Here is a 15,247-nt window from a genome sequence, read left to right on the forward strand (position 1 = left end):
CTGCTACTCCACTTGGGCGTTCGCCGCCGCCCGCGAGCGGCCGGCGTAGTGCGACTTGATCTCCTCCAGCTCCCTGGCGAACCGCTTGTGCGCTTCCTCCCGCAGGCGCGGGATGTGGTAGCTGGGGAAGAGGTCGTTCTCGGGCTGGTAGTCCTTCAGGATCTGCTTGGCCAAGGTCACCTTGTGCACCTCGGTGGGGCCGTCGGCGATGCCCATCACCAGGCTGGACGTGACCATGTGCATGAAGGGCATCTCGTTCGAGACGCCCAGCGCCCCGTGCAGGTGCGCGGCCTTGGTGGCGACGTCGTGGTAGACCTTGGGCATGGCCACCTTGATGGCCGCGATGTCCTTGCGGACCTTGGCGTAGTCCTTGTGCTTGTCGATCAGCCAGGCGGTGCGCAGGACGAGCAGGCGGAAGCTCTCCACCGCGATCCAGCTCTCGGCGATCTGGTCCTGCACCATCTGCAGGTCCGAGAGCCGCCCCTCGCGCGTCGTGCGCGAGACCGCGCGCCGGCACATCAGGTCCAGGGCGTGCTTGCAGGCGCCCACGGTGCGCATGGCGTGGTGCACGCGCCCGCCCCCCAGCCGCACCTGGGCGATCACGAAGGCCGCGCCCCGGTCGCCCAGCAGGGCGTCGCGGGGCACTCGCACGTTCGTGTAGCGGACGTAGGCCTCGTTGCCCCCGCCGATCTCGCCGCCGGCGCCCACGGCCACGTTGCGGACGATCTCCACACCGGGCGTTTCGGTCGGCACGAGGAAGATCGAGGTGCGACGGTAGGGGTCCTTCGCGTCCGGGTCGGTGACGGCGTAGACGACCAGCAGCTTGGCGTACCTGGCGTTGGTCGAGAACCACTTCTCGCCGTTGATCACCCACTCGTTCCCGTCCAGCGCCGCCGTGGTGCGGAAGGTCAGCGGATCGGACCCGCCGGTGGGCTCGCTCATCGAGAAGGCCGAGCGGATCTCGCCCTCCAGCAGGGGCTTCAGCCAGCGGTCCTTCTGCGCCTGCGTCCCGTAGTGGGCGATGATCTCGGCGTTGCCGGTGTCGGGCGCCTGGCAGCCGAAGATGGTGGGCGCCAGGCTGTTGCGCCCCAGCTTCTCGTTCATCAGGGCGAGCTTGAGCTGGCCGAAGCCCTGGCCGCCCAGCTCAGGGCCCAGGTGGCAGGCCCACAGGCCCTGGTCCTTCACCCGCTGCTGCAGCGGCTTGATCAGCTTCTCGCGGCCGACCGACGAATAGGGCGCGACGCCGAGATGCGAGAGGGGCTCGACCTCCTCGCGCATGAAGTCCTCGATCCAGTCCAGCTTCTTCTGGAACTCAGGGTCGGTCTCGAAGTCCCAAGCCATGCGCGCGCCTCCCCGGCGGTCTCGTCTCGGCGTTCTCGTTTTCGAATTCTCGGTATCTCGCGGGCATTATCAACGGCGGGGCGCTCAGTGCAACCGGGGCCTCAGAACGCGCCGCCGCGCCCCTCGCCCGCCGCGAACCGGCTGGCGCCCTCCCGCGACTGGCCCGAGCGCAGCACCGCCATGCCGTACGTCAGCTCGTTGGCGGTCGCCGCCTCCCAGTCCAGCGACCACTGCTCGATAGCGCTCATCCGGTCCCCGCGCAGGCAGGCCTGCGGGAAGGCGGCGATCTGACGGGCGAGATCCAGCGCGGCCGCCAGGGCGCCGCCCGTCGGCGCCAAGCGGTTGGCGAGGCCGATCTCGTAGGCCTCCTGCGCCTCCACCGGCCGCCCGGTGAGAATGAGGTCCATGGCCCGCGAGTGGCCGATCAGCCGCGGCAGGCGCACGGTCCCGAGGTCGATCAGCGGCACGCCGAAGCGCCGACAGAAGACCCCGAACACCGCCCCCTGCGCCGCGACCCGCAGGTCGGCCCAGCAGGCCACCTCCAGGCCGCCGGCGACGGCGTGGCCCTCGATCGCGGCGATCACCGGCTTGCCGAGCTTCAGGCGCGTGCAGCCCATGGGCCCCAGGTCGCCGTCCCGCTCGACCGGATTGCCGCGGTCCTCGCTGATCGCCTTCAGGTCGGCGCCGGCGCAGAAATAGCCCCCGCGGCCGGTGAGCACGGCGACGTCCAGGCTCTCGTCCGCGTCGAAGGCCTTGAAGGCCTCGTAGAGCTGGCGGGCGGTGGGCCCGTCCACGGCGTTGCGCCGCTCGGGCCGCTCGATGGTGACGATCGCGATCCGGTCCTGCCGCTCGAAGCTGACGGTCTGCATGGCTGTGGATCCTCCCGCCGGGCATCGTCGCGCTTGCGACGGCGGGGAAGGCAAGGGCAAAAGGCTTCGCATGAGCAAGGCCAAGTCCCTCGGGTTCGCGCCCGACCGTCTCGCCCGCATCGACCGGTTCCTGCAGGAGAAGTATGTGGGCCCGGGCCGGATCCCTTGCGCCCAGTTCCTGCTCGCCCGCCGGGGCGAGACCGTCCACCAGAGCGTGCTGGGCCGGCAGGATCCCGAGCGCGGCGTCGCGCTCGCCGAGGACACGGTCTTCCGCATCTATTCCATGACCAAGCCGGTCACGAGCGTGGCCCTGATGACCCTGGTCGAAGAGGGCGCGGTGGCCCTCGATGATCCGGTGGCCAGGCACATCCCGGAGTGGGCGGACCTCGGCGTCTTCTCCGCCGGCGCCGGTCCCTACCTGACCACCCCGCCCGCCCGGCCGATGCAGGTGGTCGACCTCCTGCGGCACACCTCGGGCCTGACCTACGGCTTCCAGAACCGCACCAACGTCGACGCGGCCTACCGCAAGCAGAACCTCGACCAGATCTTCGACGGCTACGACTTGGACGGGATGATCCAGGCGCTGGCCCGGCTGCCGCTGGAGTTCTCGCCCGGCGAGGCCTGGAACTACTCGGTGTCGACCGACGTGGTCGGCTACCTGGTGCAGAAGCTCTCGGGCCGGCCGCTGGCCCAGGCGCTGCAGGAGCGCATCTTCGATCCGCTGAAGATGGCCGACACCGGCTTCTCGGTCCGCGAGGACCAGCGCGGCCGCTTCGCCGCCTGCTACGAGGCGGTCCCCGGCGGCGGCATGAAGCTGCAGGACGATCCTGCGGCCAGCCCGTTCCTCGGCGCGCCGAAGCTCTATTCCGGCGGCGGGGGCCTCGTCTCCACGGCGGCCGACTACATGCGCTTTTCCCGCATGCTGCTGAACGGCGGCGAGCTGGACGGGGCGCGGATCCTGGCGCCGAAGACCATCCGGCTGATGGCCTCGAACCACCTGCCAGGCGGGGCGGACCTCACCCAAATGTCGCGCTCGCTGTTCTCGGAGAGCACCAACGCCGGCGTCGGCTTCGGCCTCGGCTTCGCCGTGGTGTTCGACCCGCCGCGCACGCTGATCCCCTGCTCGGCGGGCGAGTTCTACTGGGGCGGCATGGCCTCGACGGCCTTCTGGGTCGATCCGGTGGAGGAGGTCACGGCGGTGTTCATGACCCAGCTGGTCCCGTCCTCGACCTATCCGATCCGGCGCGAGCTTCGGACGCTCGTCTATTCGGCGCTGATGGACTCAAACGCCTAGCGGGACCGCGTGGCCGGCTCGCCTTCCTTGACCGGCATGGCGAGGCCGGTGTCCGCCGCCTCGCCCTCGACCGGCGCCTCGGGGGCGGCCTCGGGCAGCATCCGGGCGCTGCGCCAGTTGCCGAACCGGTAGTAGCCGGCCGCCAGGGCCACCATGACGAGGGCCCCCGCCGGGAAGCTCCACCAGACCGCGTCGGCGCCCCACTGCGGCAGCAGCACGGTGGCGAACGGCACCCGCACGCCCCACAGCGCCACGATCATCGCCACCAGCGGCGGCCAGACGGCCCCGGTCGCGCGCGCCACCCCGTTCAGGATGAAGGCCACGCCGAACGGGATGAAGCCCCACAGGACGATCAGGTTGATATGGCCGGCGATCGGCAGCGACGGGCTGTCGGCGGGAAGGAACGCGCGGATCACCACCGGCTCGGCCAGGATCAGCAGCACGACCAGCACCGTCGTGCCGGCGGCCGAAAACAGCACGCCCTTGCGCGCGACCTCCTCGACCCGGTCCATGCGGCCGGCGCCGACGTTCTGGGCCGCCATGGACGAGACCGCCGCACCCAGGGCCATGGCCGGCATCTGCACATAGGTCCAGATCTGCACCGCCGCGCCGTAGGCCGCCGCCGTGACCGAGCCGAAGCCGTTGACGAGGCTCATCATCGTCGTGGCGGCCAGGGAGATGACCATCATCTGGAAGGCCATCGGCAGGCCCTTCAGCACCAGGGTGCGCACAATGGTTGGGTCGGGCGCCAGGGCCTTCAGCTCGCCGGGCCTGAGCACCAGCATGCTGTTCGTGCGGTACAGGTGCGCCATCAGGGCGATCAGCGCGACCAGCTGCGCGAGCAGGGTGGCGCTCGCCGATCCGGCGATGCCGAGCCTGGGCAGCGGCCCGACGCCGAGGATCAGCAGCGGGTTCAGGATCACGTCCAGGCCCACCGAGACCATGGCGAACAGGAACGGCGTGCGGGAATCCCCCGTCCCGCGCAGGGCCATCATCAGGTACGAGAAGAAGAAGACGAGCGGCATGGCCGCGAAGATCACCTGCAGATAAGCGATCGCCTGGGCGCGGGCGTCGGGCGGCGTGCCCATCAGGTCCAGGATGTGCGGCGTCAGCAGGAAGCCCGCGACGCCCACCAGGCTCGAGACCAGCACGAAGAAGCCGGTGCAGGTCCCGACCACCTTCCGCGCCAGGTTCTGGTCGGCGGCGCCGATGGCCTGGCCGATCAGGATGTTGGCCGCCATGGTCAGGCCGAACATCGCCCCCAGCATCAGGAAGAAAATCTGGTTGGCGTTGGAGATCGCCGCCAGCGACGCCTCGCCCAGGATGTGGCTGACCCAGATGGCGTTGGCCGAGCCGTTGATCGACTGCAGGACGTTGGCGCCCAGCACGGGCAGGGCGAACAGGACCAGCGTCTTGCCGATCGGGCCGGTCGTCAGGTCGCGCCCCTTGGCCGTTCCGCTCCGCCCCTGCACCTTGCGCTCCCCCCGCCCCGACCCCGGCGCTTAAGGCCGCCCGCAGCAAGAATCCAGAGCGCGCGCATCAGCGCGGGCCCCCGCGCGAGGGTTGAGCGCGCGGCGTTTCGCTGTAAGACGGCGCCCGAGGGGTGAGAGATTGCTGTTCCCGCGGCCGGGGCGCCGCAGAGCGAACGTCAGAAAGGCCGCATGAAGATCCTGATCACGGGCGGAGCCGGTTTCATCGGATCGGCGGTGGTCCGCCGGGCCGTCCGCGAGGGGCACGAGGTGGTGAACCTCGACGTCCTCGCCTATTCCGCCAACCTCGAGAACGTCGAGAGCGTCGCGAGCCATCCCGCCTACGCCTTCGAACAGGCCGACATCTGCGACAAGGCGCGTGTCGAGGCGATCTTCGCCCAGCACCAGCCGGACGCGGTGATGCACCTGGCCGCCGAGAGCCACGTCGACCGCTCGGTGGAGGGTCCGCTCGACTTCGTCCGCGCGAACGTCATGGGCACGGCCGTGATGCTGGAGGCCGCCCGCGCCTACTGGTCGCGGCTGGAGGGCGCGCGCAAGGACGCCTTCCGCTTCCACCACGTCTCCACCGACGAGGTGTTCGGCGCGCTCGGCGAGGACGGCGAGTTCACCGAGGAGACACCCTACGATCCCACCTCGCCCTACTCGGCCTCGAAGGCCTCGGCCGACCACCTGGTCCGCGCCTGGGGCCGCACCTACGGCCTGCCGGTGGTGATCACCAACTGCTCGAACAACTACGGCCCCTACCAATTCCCGGAGAAGCTGATCCCGACGGTGATCACCCGGGCCCTGGAGGGCAAGTCGATCCCGGTCTACGGCGACGGGCGGCAGGTGCGCGACTGGCTGCACGTGGACGATCACGCCGAGGCCCTGCTGCTGGCGCTGACCAAGGGCGAACTGGGCGAGACCTACTGCATCGGCGGCGACGCCGACCACCGCAACATCGACGTGGTGCGGATGATCTGCGCCGAGCTCGACAAGGTGGCGCCGGCCAACACGCCGCACGCCGACAAGATCGCCTTCGTCACCGACCGTCCGGCGCACGACTTCCGCTACGCCATCGACGCGTCGAAGATCGAGCGCGAGCTGGGCTGGAAACCCTCGATCGCGCTCGACCGGGGGCTGGCCGAGACCGTCCGCTGGTACGTGGACAACTACGGCTGGGTCGAGCGCATCCGCGCGCGCGGATTCCACTCCGAGCGGCTCGGCCTCGTGGACCCGGGGCTGGTGAAGGCGTGAGCGTCCGCGTCCTGCAGTTCGGGACCACCGGCCAGCTCGCCCGCGAGGTGATCCGCCAGGCGCCGGACCACGACGTGGCCCTGACCGCCCTCTCCCGCGCCGAGGCCGACCTCGCCGATCCGGACAAGGCCGCCCGGCGGGTGGCCGAGCACCGGCCGGACGTGGTCGTGCTGGCCGCCGCCTACACCGCCGTGGACCAGGCGGAGACCGAGACCCTGCTGGCCCGCCGGGTCAACGCCGAGGCGCCGGGGGCCATCGCCCGGGCCTGCGCCTCGTGCGGAGCCGCGCTGGTGCACGTCTCGACCGATTATGTGTTCGACGGGGCCAAGGGCGCTCCCTACCTGCCCAACGATCCGACCGGTCCGCTCAACACCTACGGCCTGACCAAGCTGGAGGGCGAGCGCAAGGTGCTGGACGCCTGCCCGCGCGCGCTCGTCGTCCGCACGTCCTGGGTGGTGTCGGCGCACGGCCGGAACTTCGTGAAGACCATGCTACGGCTGGCGGCCGAGGGCAGACCGCTGAACGTCGTCGACGACCAGTTCGGCCGGCCGACCTCGGCGGCGGACCTGGCCGGGTTCGTGCTCTCCCAGGCGCGCCGGCTGGCGGACGCCCCGGCCGGCGACCCGGCCTTCGGCCTGCACCACTTCGCCAACGCCGGCGAGACCAGCTGGCGCGGCTTCGCCGAAGGAATCTTCGATCTGGCGTATGGCGATCGCGCGCCGGCGGTGGGCGCCATCGCCACCGCCGACCGCCCCGCGCCCGCCGCCCGGCCCGCGCGCGGGACCCTCGACACCTCGGCCACAGAGGCCGTGTTCGGCGTCACGCCCCGGCCCTGGCGCGAGGCGCTGGCCGAGATCGTGGCCGAGCTGCAGAACCAGACGGAGGCTAGCCCCGCATGAGGCGCGGAATCATCCTGGCCGGGGGCTCGGGCACCCGGCTGCACCCGCTCACCCTGGCGGTCTCCAAGCAGCTCCTGCCCGTCTACGACAAGCCGATGATCTACTATCCGCTGTCGGTCCTGCTGCTGGCCGGCGTGCGCGAGATCCTGATCATCACCACGCCCGAGGACCAGCCCGCCTTCAGGCGCCTGCTGGGCGACGGCAGCCAGATCGGCGTGCGGTTCGAATACGTGGTCCAGCCCACGCCAGGCGGCCTGGCCGAAGCCTACATCCTGGGCGAGGAGTTCGTCGGCGGCGAGCCCAGCGTGATGATCCTCGGCGACAACATATTCTTCGGCCAGAACTTCGGCCAGATGCTGCGCCGCGCCCACGGACGGGAGACGGGAGCCACGGTGTTCGGCTATCCGGTGCACGACCCCGAGCGCTACGGCGTGGTCGAGCTGTCGCCCGACAACCGCGCCCTCTCCATCGAGGAGAAGCCGAAGACGCCGAAGTCCAACTATGCTGTCACGGGGCTCTACTTCTACGACGGCCGGGCCAGCGAATACGCCAAGACCCTCACGCGCTCGTCGCGGGGCGAGCTCGAGATCACGTCGCTGAACCAGATCTACCTCGAGCAGGGCGAACTGCACGTCGAGCTGCTGGGCCGCGGCTTCGCCTGGGAGGACGCGGGCACGCACGACAGCCTGATCCAGGCCGGCGAGCTGATCCGCACCTTCGAGCAGCGCCAGGGCCTGCGCATCGGCTGCCTGGAGGAGATCGCCTACCAGCAGGGCTGGATCGGCCGCGAGCAGCTGATCCGCATCGCCGACGCCCAGGCCAAGAGCGAGTACGGACGCTACCTGCGCGAGCTGGCCGAGCGGCCGCCGGGCGAGCCGGCGGCGGAATAGGCCCTGCCCCTCCCGCTACGCGGCGGGAGAGGAGAGCGCCAGCCGGCTCTTGGTCCGCCCGTACGCCAGGTAGACCAGGACGCCGATCACGTTCCAGATCAGGAACCGAACCATCGTGCCGAGGGGCAGGCTGGTGAACAGCCAGATGCACCCCAGGATCGCCGCGGCGCCGACCAGCCACCACAGCGGCGTGCGGAACGGCCGCTTCAGCTCGGGCGCCCGGACCCTGAGGATCATCATGCAGGCGGCCGTCGCCACGAAGGCCGCGAGCGTCCCTGCGTTGGCCAGGGCGGCGATCTCGCCCAGCGGGAAGGCGCCGGCGATGGCCGCCGCGACCAGGCCGGTGAAGATGGTCACGAACACGGGCACGCCCCGGTCGCTCACCTTGGCGAGGCCGGTCGGCAGCAGGCCGTCGCGAGCCATGGCGAAGAAGATCCGGCTCTGGCCGAACATGAAGGCCATGATGACGGTCGGCAGGGCCACGAAGGCCGTGGCCGCCATCATGCCGGCGGCCAGCGGCTGGCCGAGCGCGCGCAGCACCAGCGCCAGCGGCTCCTCGCTCTTGGCCAGCTCGGCGGCGGGCATCGCGCCCAGGGCCGTGGCCGCGACGACCATGTAGATCGCGGTGCAGATCAGCATCGAGCCGACGATGCCGATGGTCAGGTCCCGGCCAGGGTTCTTGGTCTCCTCGGCCGCCGTCGAGATGGCGTCGAAGCCATAGAAGGCGAAGAAGATGATCGCCGCGGCGGCCATGACGCCGACCCGCGTGCCGTCCGCGCCCTCGGTGGCCGCGAACCCGTAGGGCATGAAGGGCTGGAAGTTGTCGGCGTTGAACGCCATCCCCGCCACAGCGACGAACACCGCCAGCGCCAGAAGCTTCAGCACCACCAGGAGGAAGTTGACGTTGGCGCTCTCGCGGGTGCCCGCCAGCAGCAGACCGGTGACCGCGAGCGCGATGAACACCGCCGGCAGGTTGACGATCCCGCCCGCGTGCGGCCCGGCCACCAGGGCGTCGGGCAGCGCGACCCCGAGCTGGTTCTGCAGGAACCCCACGGCGTAGGCGCTCCAGCCGACCGACACCGCGCTGCACACCACGGTGTATTCGAGAATGAGGCTCCAGCCGACGATCCAGGCGAGCAGCTCGCCCAGGACGCCGTACGAATAGGTGTAGGCGCTGCCGGCCGCCGGCATCAGCGTGGCCATCTCGGCGTAGGCCAGGGCGGCGCAGGCGCAGATCGCGCCGGCGATGACGAACGACAGGATGACGCCGGGGCCGGCCAGGCCCGCACCGACGCCCGTCAGCGTGAGGATGCCGGTCCCGACGATCGCGCCGACCCCCAGGGCCACGAGGTGAGGCCAGCTCAGCGTGCGCTTCAGCGCATGCGCGCCCTCGTGAGACTGCGAGGCCGCAAGCGGCTTGCGGCGGGTGGCGAAGCTCATCCGGTAGTTCCCCCAACGACGATCGGCGGGGGACCATGGCCGAGCCGCCCGTGCTGGACAAGCCTTGCCGTGGCAGTAGCTTGGCGGCGCAATAATTTCGCTCGGGGGAACATCGAATGCGCCGCCTTGTCCCGGTCCTGGCCGCCGTCCTGTCGATCCATGCCGCCCCGGCCCTCGCCGACGATTCGGCCGTCAGCCGGCTGGTGGCGGACTACGAGGCCTGGTGGCTGGCCGACGATCCGTTCACCGCCGGCCGGCTGGGAGACGCGGCCGCCCTCGCGCGGCTGCCCGACGTCACGCCCGCCGCGGACGCCCGCCGCAAGGCGGCGCTGGAAGGCTTCCGCGCGCGGCTCGCCGCCACGCCCGACGCCGGCCTGTCCGACGAGGCGAAGCTGAACCGCGACCTCCTGCGCTGGACCGTCGAGAGCCAGCTTTCCCGCCTGTCGTTCGACGAAGCCCGCATGCCGCTCTCCAGCGACGGCGGCTTCTACGACACCCTCGACTACTTCGGCTCCACGACGCGCATCCGCGGCCGCGAGGACGCCGAGGCCTGGATCGCCCGGCTGGAGGGCGCGCCCGGGCTGTGGCGCGACCACCTGGCCAACGCCCGCCGCGGCGTGAAGACCGGCTTCACCCAGCCGCGCGGCACGGTCGAGGCGGTGATCAAGCAGCTGCGCGACCGGCAGGCCGTGCCGCTGGACGACGATCCGCTGCTGAAGCCCCTGGCGCGGCTGCCCGACACCATCGCCCCCGCCGACCAGGCCGCCCTGCGCGCCCGGGCCAGGGCCGCCGTGGAGCGCCTGGCGCCCGTCCGGCAGGAGATCCTGGCCTTCGTCGAGGGAGAGTACCTGCCGGCGGCCCGCAAGGGCCTGGGCGCTCGCGCCCTGCCGAACGGCGAGGCCTACTACCGCTTCGTGGTGCGCGACCACACGACCACCGAACTCACGCCCGACCAGATCCACGAGATCGGCCGCTCCGAGGTCGCGCGCATCCGCGCCCGCATGGAGGCGGCGATGAAGGAGGCCGGATGGGAGGGCGACCTCGCGGGCTTCCTCGCCATGCTGCGCAAGGAGCCCGGCTTCTACGCCGAGAGCCGCCAGGACCTGCTGGAGAAGGCCTCCGAGATCGCCAAGCGCATCGACGACCAGCTCCCCGCCTGGTTCGCCACCCTGCCGCGCCTGCCCTACGGCGTGCGCCCTGTGCCCAGGGAGATCGAGGCCGCCTACACCACCGGCCGGTATTTCCAGGGCAGCCCCGAGCTGGGCGTCGCCGGCGGCTACATGGTCAACACCTACGCGCTCGACCAGCGGCCGCTCTACGAGCTGCCGGCGCTCACCGCGCACGAGGCGGTCCCCGGCCACCACCTGCAGATCGCCCTGTCGCAGGAGCTGGAGGGCGTCCCCGCCTTCCGCCGCGAGGCCGGCTATTCCGCCTTCGTCGAGGGCTGGGGGCTCTATTCCGAGAAGGTCGCCGGCGAGATGGGCATCTACCGCACGCCCTACGAGCGGTTCGGCCAGCTCAGCTACGAGATGTGGCGCGCCTGCCGCCTGGTGGCCGACACCGGCCTCCACTGGAAGGGCTGGAGCGTCGATCAGGCCAAGGCCTGTTTCCTCGAGAACACCGCCCTGTCGCCGCTGAACATCGACGTGGAAGTGGCCCGCTACGTCTCCTGGCCGGGCCAGGCGCTGGCCTACAAGGTGGGCGAGCTGACCTACGTGCGGCTGCGCGACAAGGCGAAGGCCGCGCTGGGCGAGCGGTTCGACATCCGCCGCTTCCACGACGCGGTGCTGCTGGCCGGTCCGCTGCCGATGAATGTGCTGGAGGCCCGCGTGGACGCCTGGATCGCGGCGCAGAAACCGGCTGCGTGAACGCTGTTCAGAAATATTCGTGCAACGTGGTTCTGCTCGGCTATCATACTCGACTTATGAATTCAGGTGGACCGAACGCCGCCTAAGCGGTGACGGCCTGGGGAGGAGATTGGGTATGAGCAAGGCACGCATTTCCGTGCTGGGCCTGCTGGCGAGCGCCGGCCTGGTCTATGGCTGCGCCACCGACGACGGAGCGATGAGCGCCGCCGCGCACGGCACGATGGCCGCGGCGACGGAAACGGCCTCCGCGCCGATGCCCGTCACGATCGACAACTTCATGCTGCCGGACGAGACCCTGATGGGTCACGAGCTGTACCGGCTGGCGGACGCCAAGGCGATCGTCATCGTCACCCAGGCCAACGGCTGCCCGATCTCGCGCACCCTCGCCCCGCATGTTCGCGAGCTGAAGGCCAGGTACGAGGGCCAGGGCGTCGAGTTCCTGATGCTCAACTCGGCCCTGCAGGACAGCCGCGAGGCCATCGCCAAGGAAGCGGCCGAGTTCAACTTCGGCATCCCGGTGCTGCTGGATTCCAACCAGCTCGTCGGCGAGCAGCTGGGCGTCACCCGCACGGGCGAGTTCTTCGTGATCGACCCCAAGACGTGGAAGGTCACCTACCGCGGCCCGCTGGACGACCGCTTCGACTACGGCGTGCAGAAGGCCAAGGCGAACCACACCTGGGCCGCCGACGCCATCGACGCCACCATCGCCGGCCGCCCGGCCCTGGCGGCCAGCAAGCAGAGCCCCGGCTGCCTGATCGACTTCCCCGAGCGGGCGAAGAAGGCGCAGCACGCCAAGATCTCCTACACCACGGACGTGGCCCCGATCCTCGAGGCCAAGTGCGTCACCTGCCACCAGCCGGGCTCGATCGGCCCCATGGCCCTGACCAGCTACGAGATGGTGAAGGGCTTCTCGCCGATGATTCGCGAGGTGATCCGCACCGACCGGATGCCGCCCTGGAACGCCAGCCCGCACGTCGGCAAGTTCGAGGACGACAAGAGCCTGACCAAGGCCGAGATCAAGACACTGGTCCACTGGATCGAAGCCGGCGCGCCGCGCGGCGAGGGTCCCGACCCGCTGGCGCTGGCCAAGCGCGAGGCCCCCGAGTGGCCGCTGGGCAAGCCTGACCTGATCCTCGAGGTGCCGTCCTACACCATCCCCGCCTCGGGCGTGGTGGACTACCAGCGGCCGCACATCGTGAACCCGCTCAAGGAAGGCCGGTGGATCAAGGCGTCGACCTTCAAGGTCGACCAGCGCCAGGCGGTCCACCACTTCCTGACCGGCTACATGAAGGACATCCCCACCGGCCCGGCGAACGAGAGCCGCTGGGGCTCGTCGGTCGGCGGCTACGCCGTGGGCTCGGAATCGGTGCTGTGGCCGACCAACGTCGGCACCTTCCTGCCGCCCGGCGGCGCCATCGGCATCCAGGCCCACTACACCCCGTTCGGCAAGGAAGTGACCGACAAGTCCAAGCTCGGCCTCTACTTCTATAAGGACGACGAGAAGCCGGACCTGGTGATGCGCGGGGCGGTGGTCATCGACAACACCATCGTCATCCCGCCGGGCGCCTCGCGGCACAAGGAGGTGGCCTACCTCGAGTTCCCGAAGGAGGCCCTGCTCTACTCGGCCTTCCCGCACGCGCACTACCGCGGCTACGCCTCGGACCTGTGGCTGCACTACCCGGACGGCAAGAAGGAGATGCTGCTCTCGCTGCCGCGGTATGACTTCAACTGGCAGCGGGACTACGTCTTCGAAAAGCCGATCAAGGTGCCGGCCGGCTCCAGGCTGGTGGCGCACTACTGGTACGACAACTCCAAGCGCAATCCGGCCAACCCGGACCCGACCAAGGAGATCGTGTGGGGCGACCAGTCGTGGGAGGAGATGTTCTTCACGAACGTCCGCTACCGCTGGGTCGACGAGACCGCCGCCAACCCGGTCAACTACGACGAGCTGATGAACCAGACCCGCATGCTGGGCATGCTCGACGACAACCTCGACGGCAAGCTGCAGAAGGCCGAGCTGAAGGGCGAGATGGGCAAGCGCCTGCTGGCCTACTTCGGCCAGATCGACCGCGACAGCTCGGGATCGATCGAGAAGCCCGAGCTGGCCGCCGTGCAGAGCATGTTCGGCCGGCGCCGCAACGCCGACCAGGCCCAGCAGCAGCAGGCTCCGGCCGCGCCGAAGCCGGCCGCCGGCGGCCGCTGAGCCGAACCGGGCGACTGAACGGAAAGGCCCCGCGGGCGACCGCGGGGCCTTTTTCAATTGGGCCGGGCGCTCGGGGCGGCGCTACTCGCTCCAGAGCTCCTGCTTGTCGCCCTTGCGGTTGAGCATCCGCACCGCCCGCTTCACCACCGCGATCAGCCGATCGCGGCGGGCGTCGACGTCGTAGGTCATGGCGCCGCGGGCCAGGCCCTCCAGCAGGAACCGGCCGAGGTCGCGGCTGGTCTGGAAGCGGGGATCGGCGCCGGCCTGCACCATCGCCCCGAACCGGTCGCCGCCCACCTGGGCGTGGTCGAAGGCGTTCTGCGCCGCGCCCAGCCGCTCGCGCAGCATGGCGTCGGTCCGGGCGGCGGCCTCCAGCTCGGCGAAGGCGATGAACGGGACCTCGTGCAGCAGCGACCAGTAGGCGTCGATGGCGTGCTCGGCCGCGTCCATGCCGGCCGGCGGCGGGGCGGCGGCGACCTGCTCCAGCAGGCGCGCGCGGTTCAGCTCGATGTGGGCGATGGCCGCCTCGACCAGCTCCTCGCGGGTGGCGAAATGGTACAGCATCGCGCCGCGGGTCAGGCCGGCCGCATCGGCGATCACCGCGTTGGTGGCGGCGTGATAGCCGATCTCGGCGAACAGCCGCATGGCCGCGTCCAGGATGCGCGCACGGGTCCGCTGCGACTTCGGCGTCGCCTTCGCGGGATAGGTTCGGGCGTCCATGAGACCCAATGTTCCGGCGACCTGGGGAGGGTCTGCTCTTCCGGGGCTTCCCTAGCAGGACAAGGGAAATCCCCGCCAGGGTTTCAAGGGGGTTCACGCAACTGACACGCAATCAGCCTAGCGGCTAGGCGTCGCGTGGCCGCCAAAGGGTTCAAGGTGAGCGATCCCGGTCTCCGCCGCTTCCGCAGCGTGTTCATCTCGGACGTCCACCTCGGGACCCGGGGTTGCCAGGCCGAACTCCTGCTCGACTTCATCCGGCACATGGAGTGCGACCGCCTCTACCTGGTGGGCGACATCGTGGACGGCTGGAAACTGAAGAGCGGCTGGTGCTGGCCGCAGGCGCACAACGACGTGGTCCAGAAGATCCTGCGCATGGCGCGCAAGGGCGTCGAGGTGATCTACATCCCCGGCAACCACGACGACCGGGTGCGCGACTTCTGCGGCGTCCACTTCGGCGGCGTGGTGGTGGCGCGGGACGCTATCCATGAGACCGCGGACGGCCGCCGATTCCTGGTGACCCACGGCGACGAGTTCGACGGCATCGTCCAGCACGCCCGCTGGCTCGCCTTCGTCGGCGACTGGAGCTACCGCGCGATCCTGGCCGCCAACACCCTGATGAACCGCATCCGCCGGCGTCTCGGCTTCGGCTACTGGAGCTTCTCGGCCTTCCTGAAGACGCGGGTGAAGAACGCCCTGCAGTTCATCGAGAACTTCGAGGCCGCCGTCGCCGCCGAGGCGCGCCGCCGCGGCGTGGACGGGGTGATCTGCGGCCACATCCACAAGGCCGAGATGCGCGACATCGACGGGATCGCCTACGTCAACGACGGCGACTGGGTGGAGAGCTGCACCGCGCTGGTGGAGCACGCCGACGGGCGCCTCGAGATTCTAGAGTGGGCCAAGCTGCGCTCGTGGTCGGTGATCGACCGGGCCGCGCCGGCGCCGGCCGCCCCCCCCGAGCCGCTGGCGGCCTGACCTCCCGCCGCTTCGTTGACTTGCG

The 15,247-nt window shown here is 70.4% G+C and carries 12 protein-coding genes; 7 read left to right on the forward strand and 5 right to left on the reverse strand.

Going from position 1 to position 15,247, the window contains the following annotated elements; genetic code table 11:
- Nucleotides 1–3: 3 nt before the first annotated feature.
- Together PHZ_RS18265 and PHZ_RS18270 are read right to left on the reverse strand one after the other, a co-directional pair.
- Complete coding sequence (locus tag PHZ_RS18265; protein WP_012523846.1) at nucleotides 4–1,341, reverse strand: acyl-CoA dehydrogenase family protein; 1,338 nt, start codon at nucleotides 1,339–1,341, stop codon at nucleotides 4–6.
- 101 nt (nucleotides 1,342–1,442) lie between these two features.
- A complete protein-coding gene (locus tag PHZ_RS18270) occupies nucleotides 1,443–2,210 on the reverse strand; it encodes a crotonase/enoyl-CoA hydratase family protein (protein WP_012523847.1) in 768 nt (255 codons plus the stop codon).
- A 70-nt stretch (nucleotides 2,211–2,280) separates the two neighbouring features.
- Between PHZ_RS18270 and PHZ_RS18275 the strand changes: the two genes are divergently transcribed.
- Entirely contained in the window at nucleotides 2,281–3,504 is a 1,224-nt protein-coding gene (locus tag PHZ_RS18275; RefSeq protein WP_041373695.1) for a serine hydrolase domain-containing protein, read from the forward strand.
- Here the strand turns inward: PHZ_RS18275 and PHZ_RS18280 are convergent.
- The gene (locus PHZ_RS18280) at nucleotides 3,501–4,976 is read right to left on the reverse strand and encodes an MATE family efflux transporter (protein ID WP_012523849.1); all 1,476 of its coding nucleotides are present in this window, start codon (nucleotides 4,974–4,976) and stop codon (nucleotides 3,501–3,503) included. The two genes, PHZ_RS18275 and PHZ_RS18280, sit on opposite strands and share 4 nt — an antisense overlap.
- A gap of 189 nt (nucleotides 4,977–5,165) precedes the next feature.
- Here PHZ_RS18280 and rfbB point away from each other — a divergent pair, with 189 nt between their 5' ends.
- Genes rfbB through rfbA form a run of 3 tightly spaced genes read left to right on the forward strand, consistent with a single transcriptional unit; the run spans nucleotide 5,166 to nucleotide 8,019 of the window.
- On the forward strand, nucleotides 5,166–6,230 hold the full coding sequence (gene rfbB, locus PHZ_RS18285; RefSeq protein WP_012523850.1) for a dTDP-glucose 4,6-dehydratase: 1,065 nt from the start codon (nucleotides 5,166–5,168) through the stop codon (nucleotides 6,228–6,230).
- Entirely contained in the window at nucleotides 6,227–7,129 is a 903-nt protein-coding gene (gene rfbD / locus PHZ_RS18290; protein ID WP_012523851.1) for a dTDP-4-dehydrorhamnose reductase, read from the forward strand. Before rfbB ends, rfbD begins: the two co-directional genes overlap by 4 nt.
- Complete coding sequence (gene rfbA / locus PHZ_RS18295; protein ID WP_012523852.1) at nucleotides 7,126–8,019, forward strand: glucose-1-phosphate thymidylyltransferase RfbA; 894 nt, start codon at nucleotides 7,126–7,128, stop codon at nucleotides 8,017–8,019. The genes rfbD and rfbA overlap by 4 nt, the downstream gene beginning before the upstream one ends.
- A gap of 15 nt (nucleotides 8,020–8,034) precedes the next feature.
- On the opposite strand, the gene PHZ_RS18300 is transcribed toward rfbA, so the two are convergent.
- Nucleotides 8,035–9,459, reverse strand: a complete 1,425-nt coding sequence (locus PHZ_RS18300; protein WP_012523853.1) for an amino acid permease — start codon at nucleotides 9,457–9,459, stop codon at nucleotides 8,035–8,037.
- Between the two features lie 116 nt (nucleotides 9,460–9,575).
- Between PHZ_RS18300 and PHZ_RS18305 the strand changes: the two genes are divergently transcribed.
- Complete coding sequence (locus tag PHZ_RS18305) at nucleotides 9,576–11,327, forward strand: DUF885 domain-containing protein (RefSeq protein ID WP_012523854.1); 1,752 nt, start codon at nucleotides 9,576–9,578, stop codon at nucleotides 11,325–11,327.
- 115 nt (nucleotides 11,328–11,442) lie between these two features.
- Nucleotides 11,443–13,530 (forward strand): redoxin family protein, encoded by a 2,088-nt coding sequence (locus PHZ_RS18310; RefSeq protein WP_012523855.1) that lies wholly within the window; start codon nucleotides 11,443–11,445, stop codon nucleotides 13,528–13,530.
- Nucleotides 13,531–13,611: 81 nt separating this feature from the next.
- Here PHZ_RS18310 and PHZ_RS18315 read toward each other — a convergent pair whose 3' ends face one another.
- The gene (locus tag PHZ_RS18315) at nucleotides 13,612–14,250 is read right to left on the reverse strand and encodes a TetR/AcrR family transcriptional regulator (protein WP_041373696.1); all 639 of its coding nucleotides are present in this window, start codon (nucleotides 14,248–14,250) and stop codon (nucleotides 13,612–13,614) included.
- 156 nt (nucleotides 14,251–14,406) lie between these two features.
- Between PHZ_RS18315 and PHZ_RS18320 the strand changes: the two genes are divergently transcribed.
- Complete coding sequence (locus tag PHZ_RS18320; protein ID WP_012523857.1) at nucleotides 14,407–15,222, forward strand: UDP-2,3-diacylglucosamine diphosphatase; 816 nt, start codon at nucleotides 14,407–14,409, stop codon at nucleotides 15,220–15,222.
- The last annotated feature ends 25 nt before the right edge of the window (nucleotides 15,223–15,247 follow it).

This window comes from Phenylobacterium zucineum HLK1 (assembly GCF_000017265.1).
GTDB lineage: Bacteria > Pseudomonadota > Alphaproteobacteria > Caulobacterales > Caulobacteraceae > Phenylobacterium > Phenylobacterium zucineum.

Coding starts and splice junctions, on each gene's coding strand:
- PHZ_RS18265 (WP_012523846.1), bottom strand. CDS start 1,341: ATGGCTTGGGACTTCGAGACCGACCCTGAGTTCCAGAAGAAGCTGGAC.
- PHZ_RS18270 (WP_012523847.1), bottom strand. CDS start 2,210: ATGCAGACCGTCAGCTTCGAGCGGCAGGACCGGATCGCGATCGTCACC.
- PHZ_RS18275 (WP_041373695.1), top strand. CDS start 2,281: ATGAGCAAGGCCAAGTCCCTCGGGTTCGCGCCCGACCGTCTCGCCCGC.
- rfbB (WP_012523850.1), top strand. CDS start 5,166: ATGAAGATCCTGATCACGGGCGGAGCCGGTTTCATCGGATCGGCGGTG.
- rfbA (WP_012523852.1), top strand. CDS start 7,126: ATGAGGCGCGGAATCATCCTGGCCGGGGGCTCGGGCACCCGGCTGCAC.
- PHZ_RS18300 (WP_012523853.1), bottom strand. CDS start 9,459: ATGAGCTTCGCCACCCGCCGCAAGCCGCTTGCGGCCTCGCAGTCTCAC.
- PHZ_RS18305 (WP_012523854.1), top strand. CDS start 9,576: ATGCGCCGCCTTGTCCCGGTCCTGGCCGCCGTCCTGTCGATCCATGCC.
- PHZ_RS18310 (WP_012523855.1), top strand. CDS start 11,443: ATGAGCAAGGCACGCATTTCCGTGCTGGGCCTGCTGGCGAGCGCCGGC.
- PHZ_RS18315 (WP_041373696.1), bottom strand. CDS start 14,250: ATGGACGCCCGAACCTATCCCGCGAAGGCGACGCCGAAGTCGCAGCGG.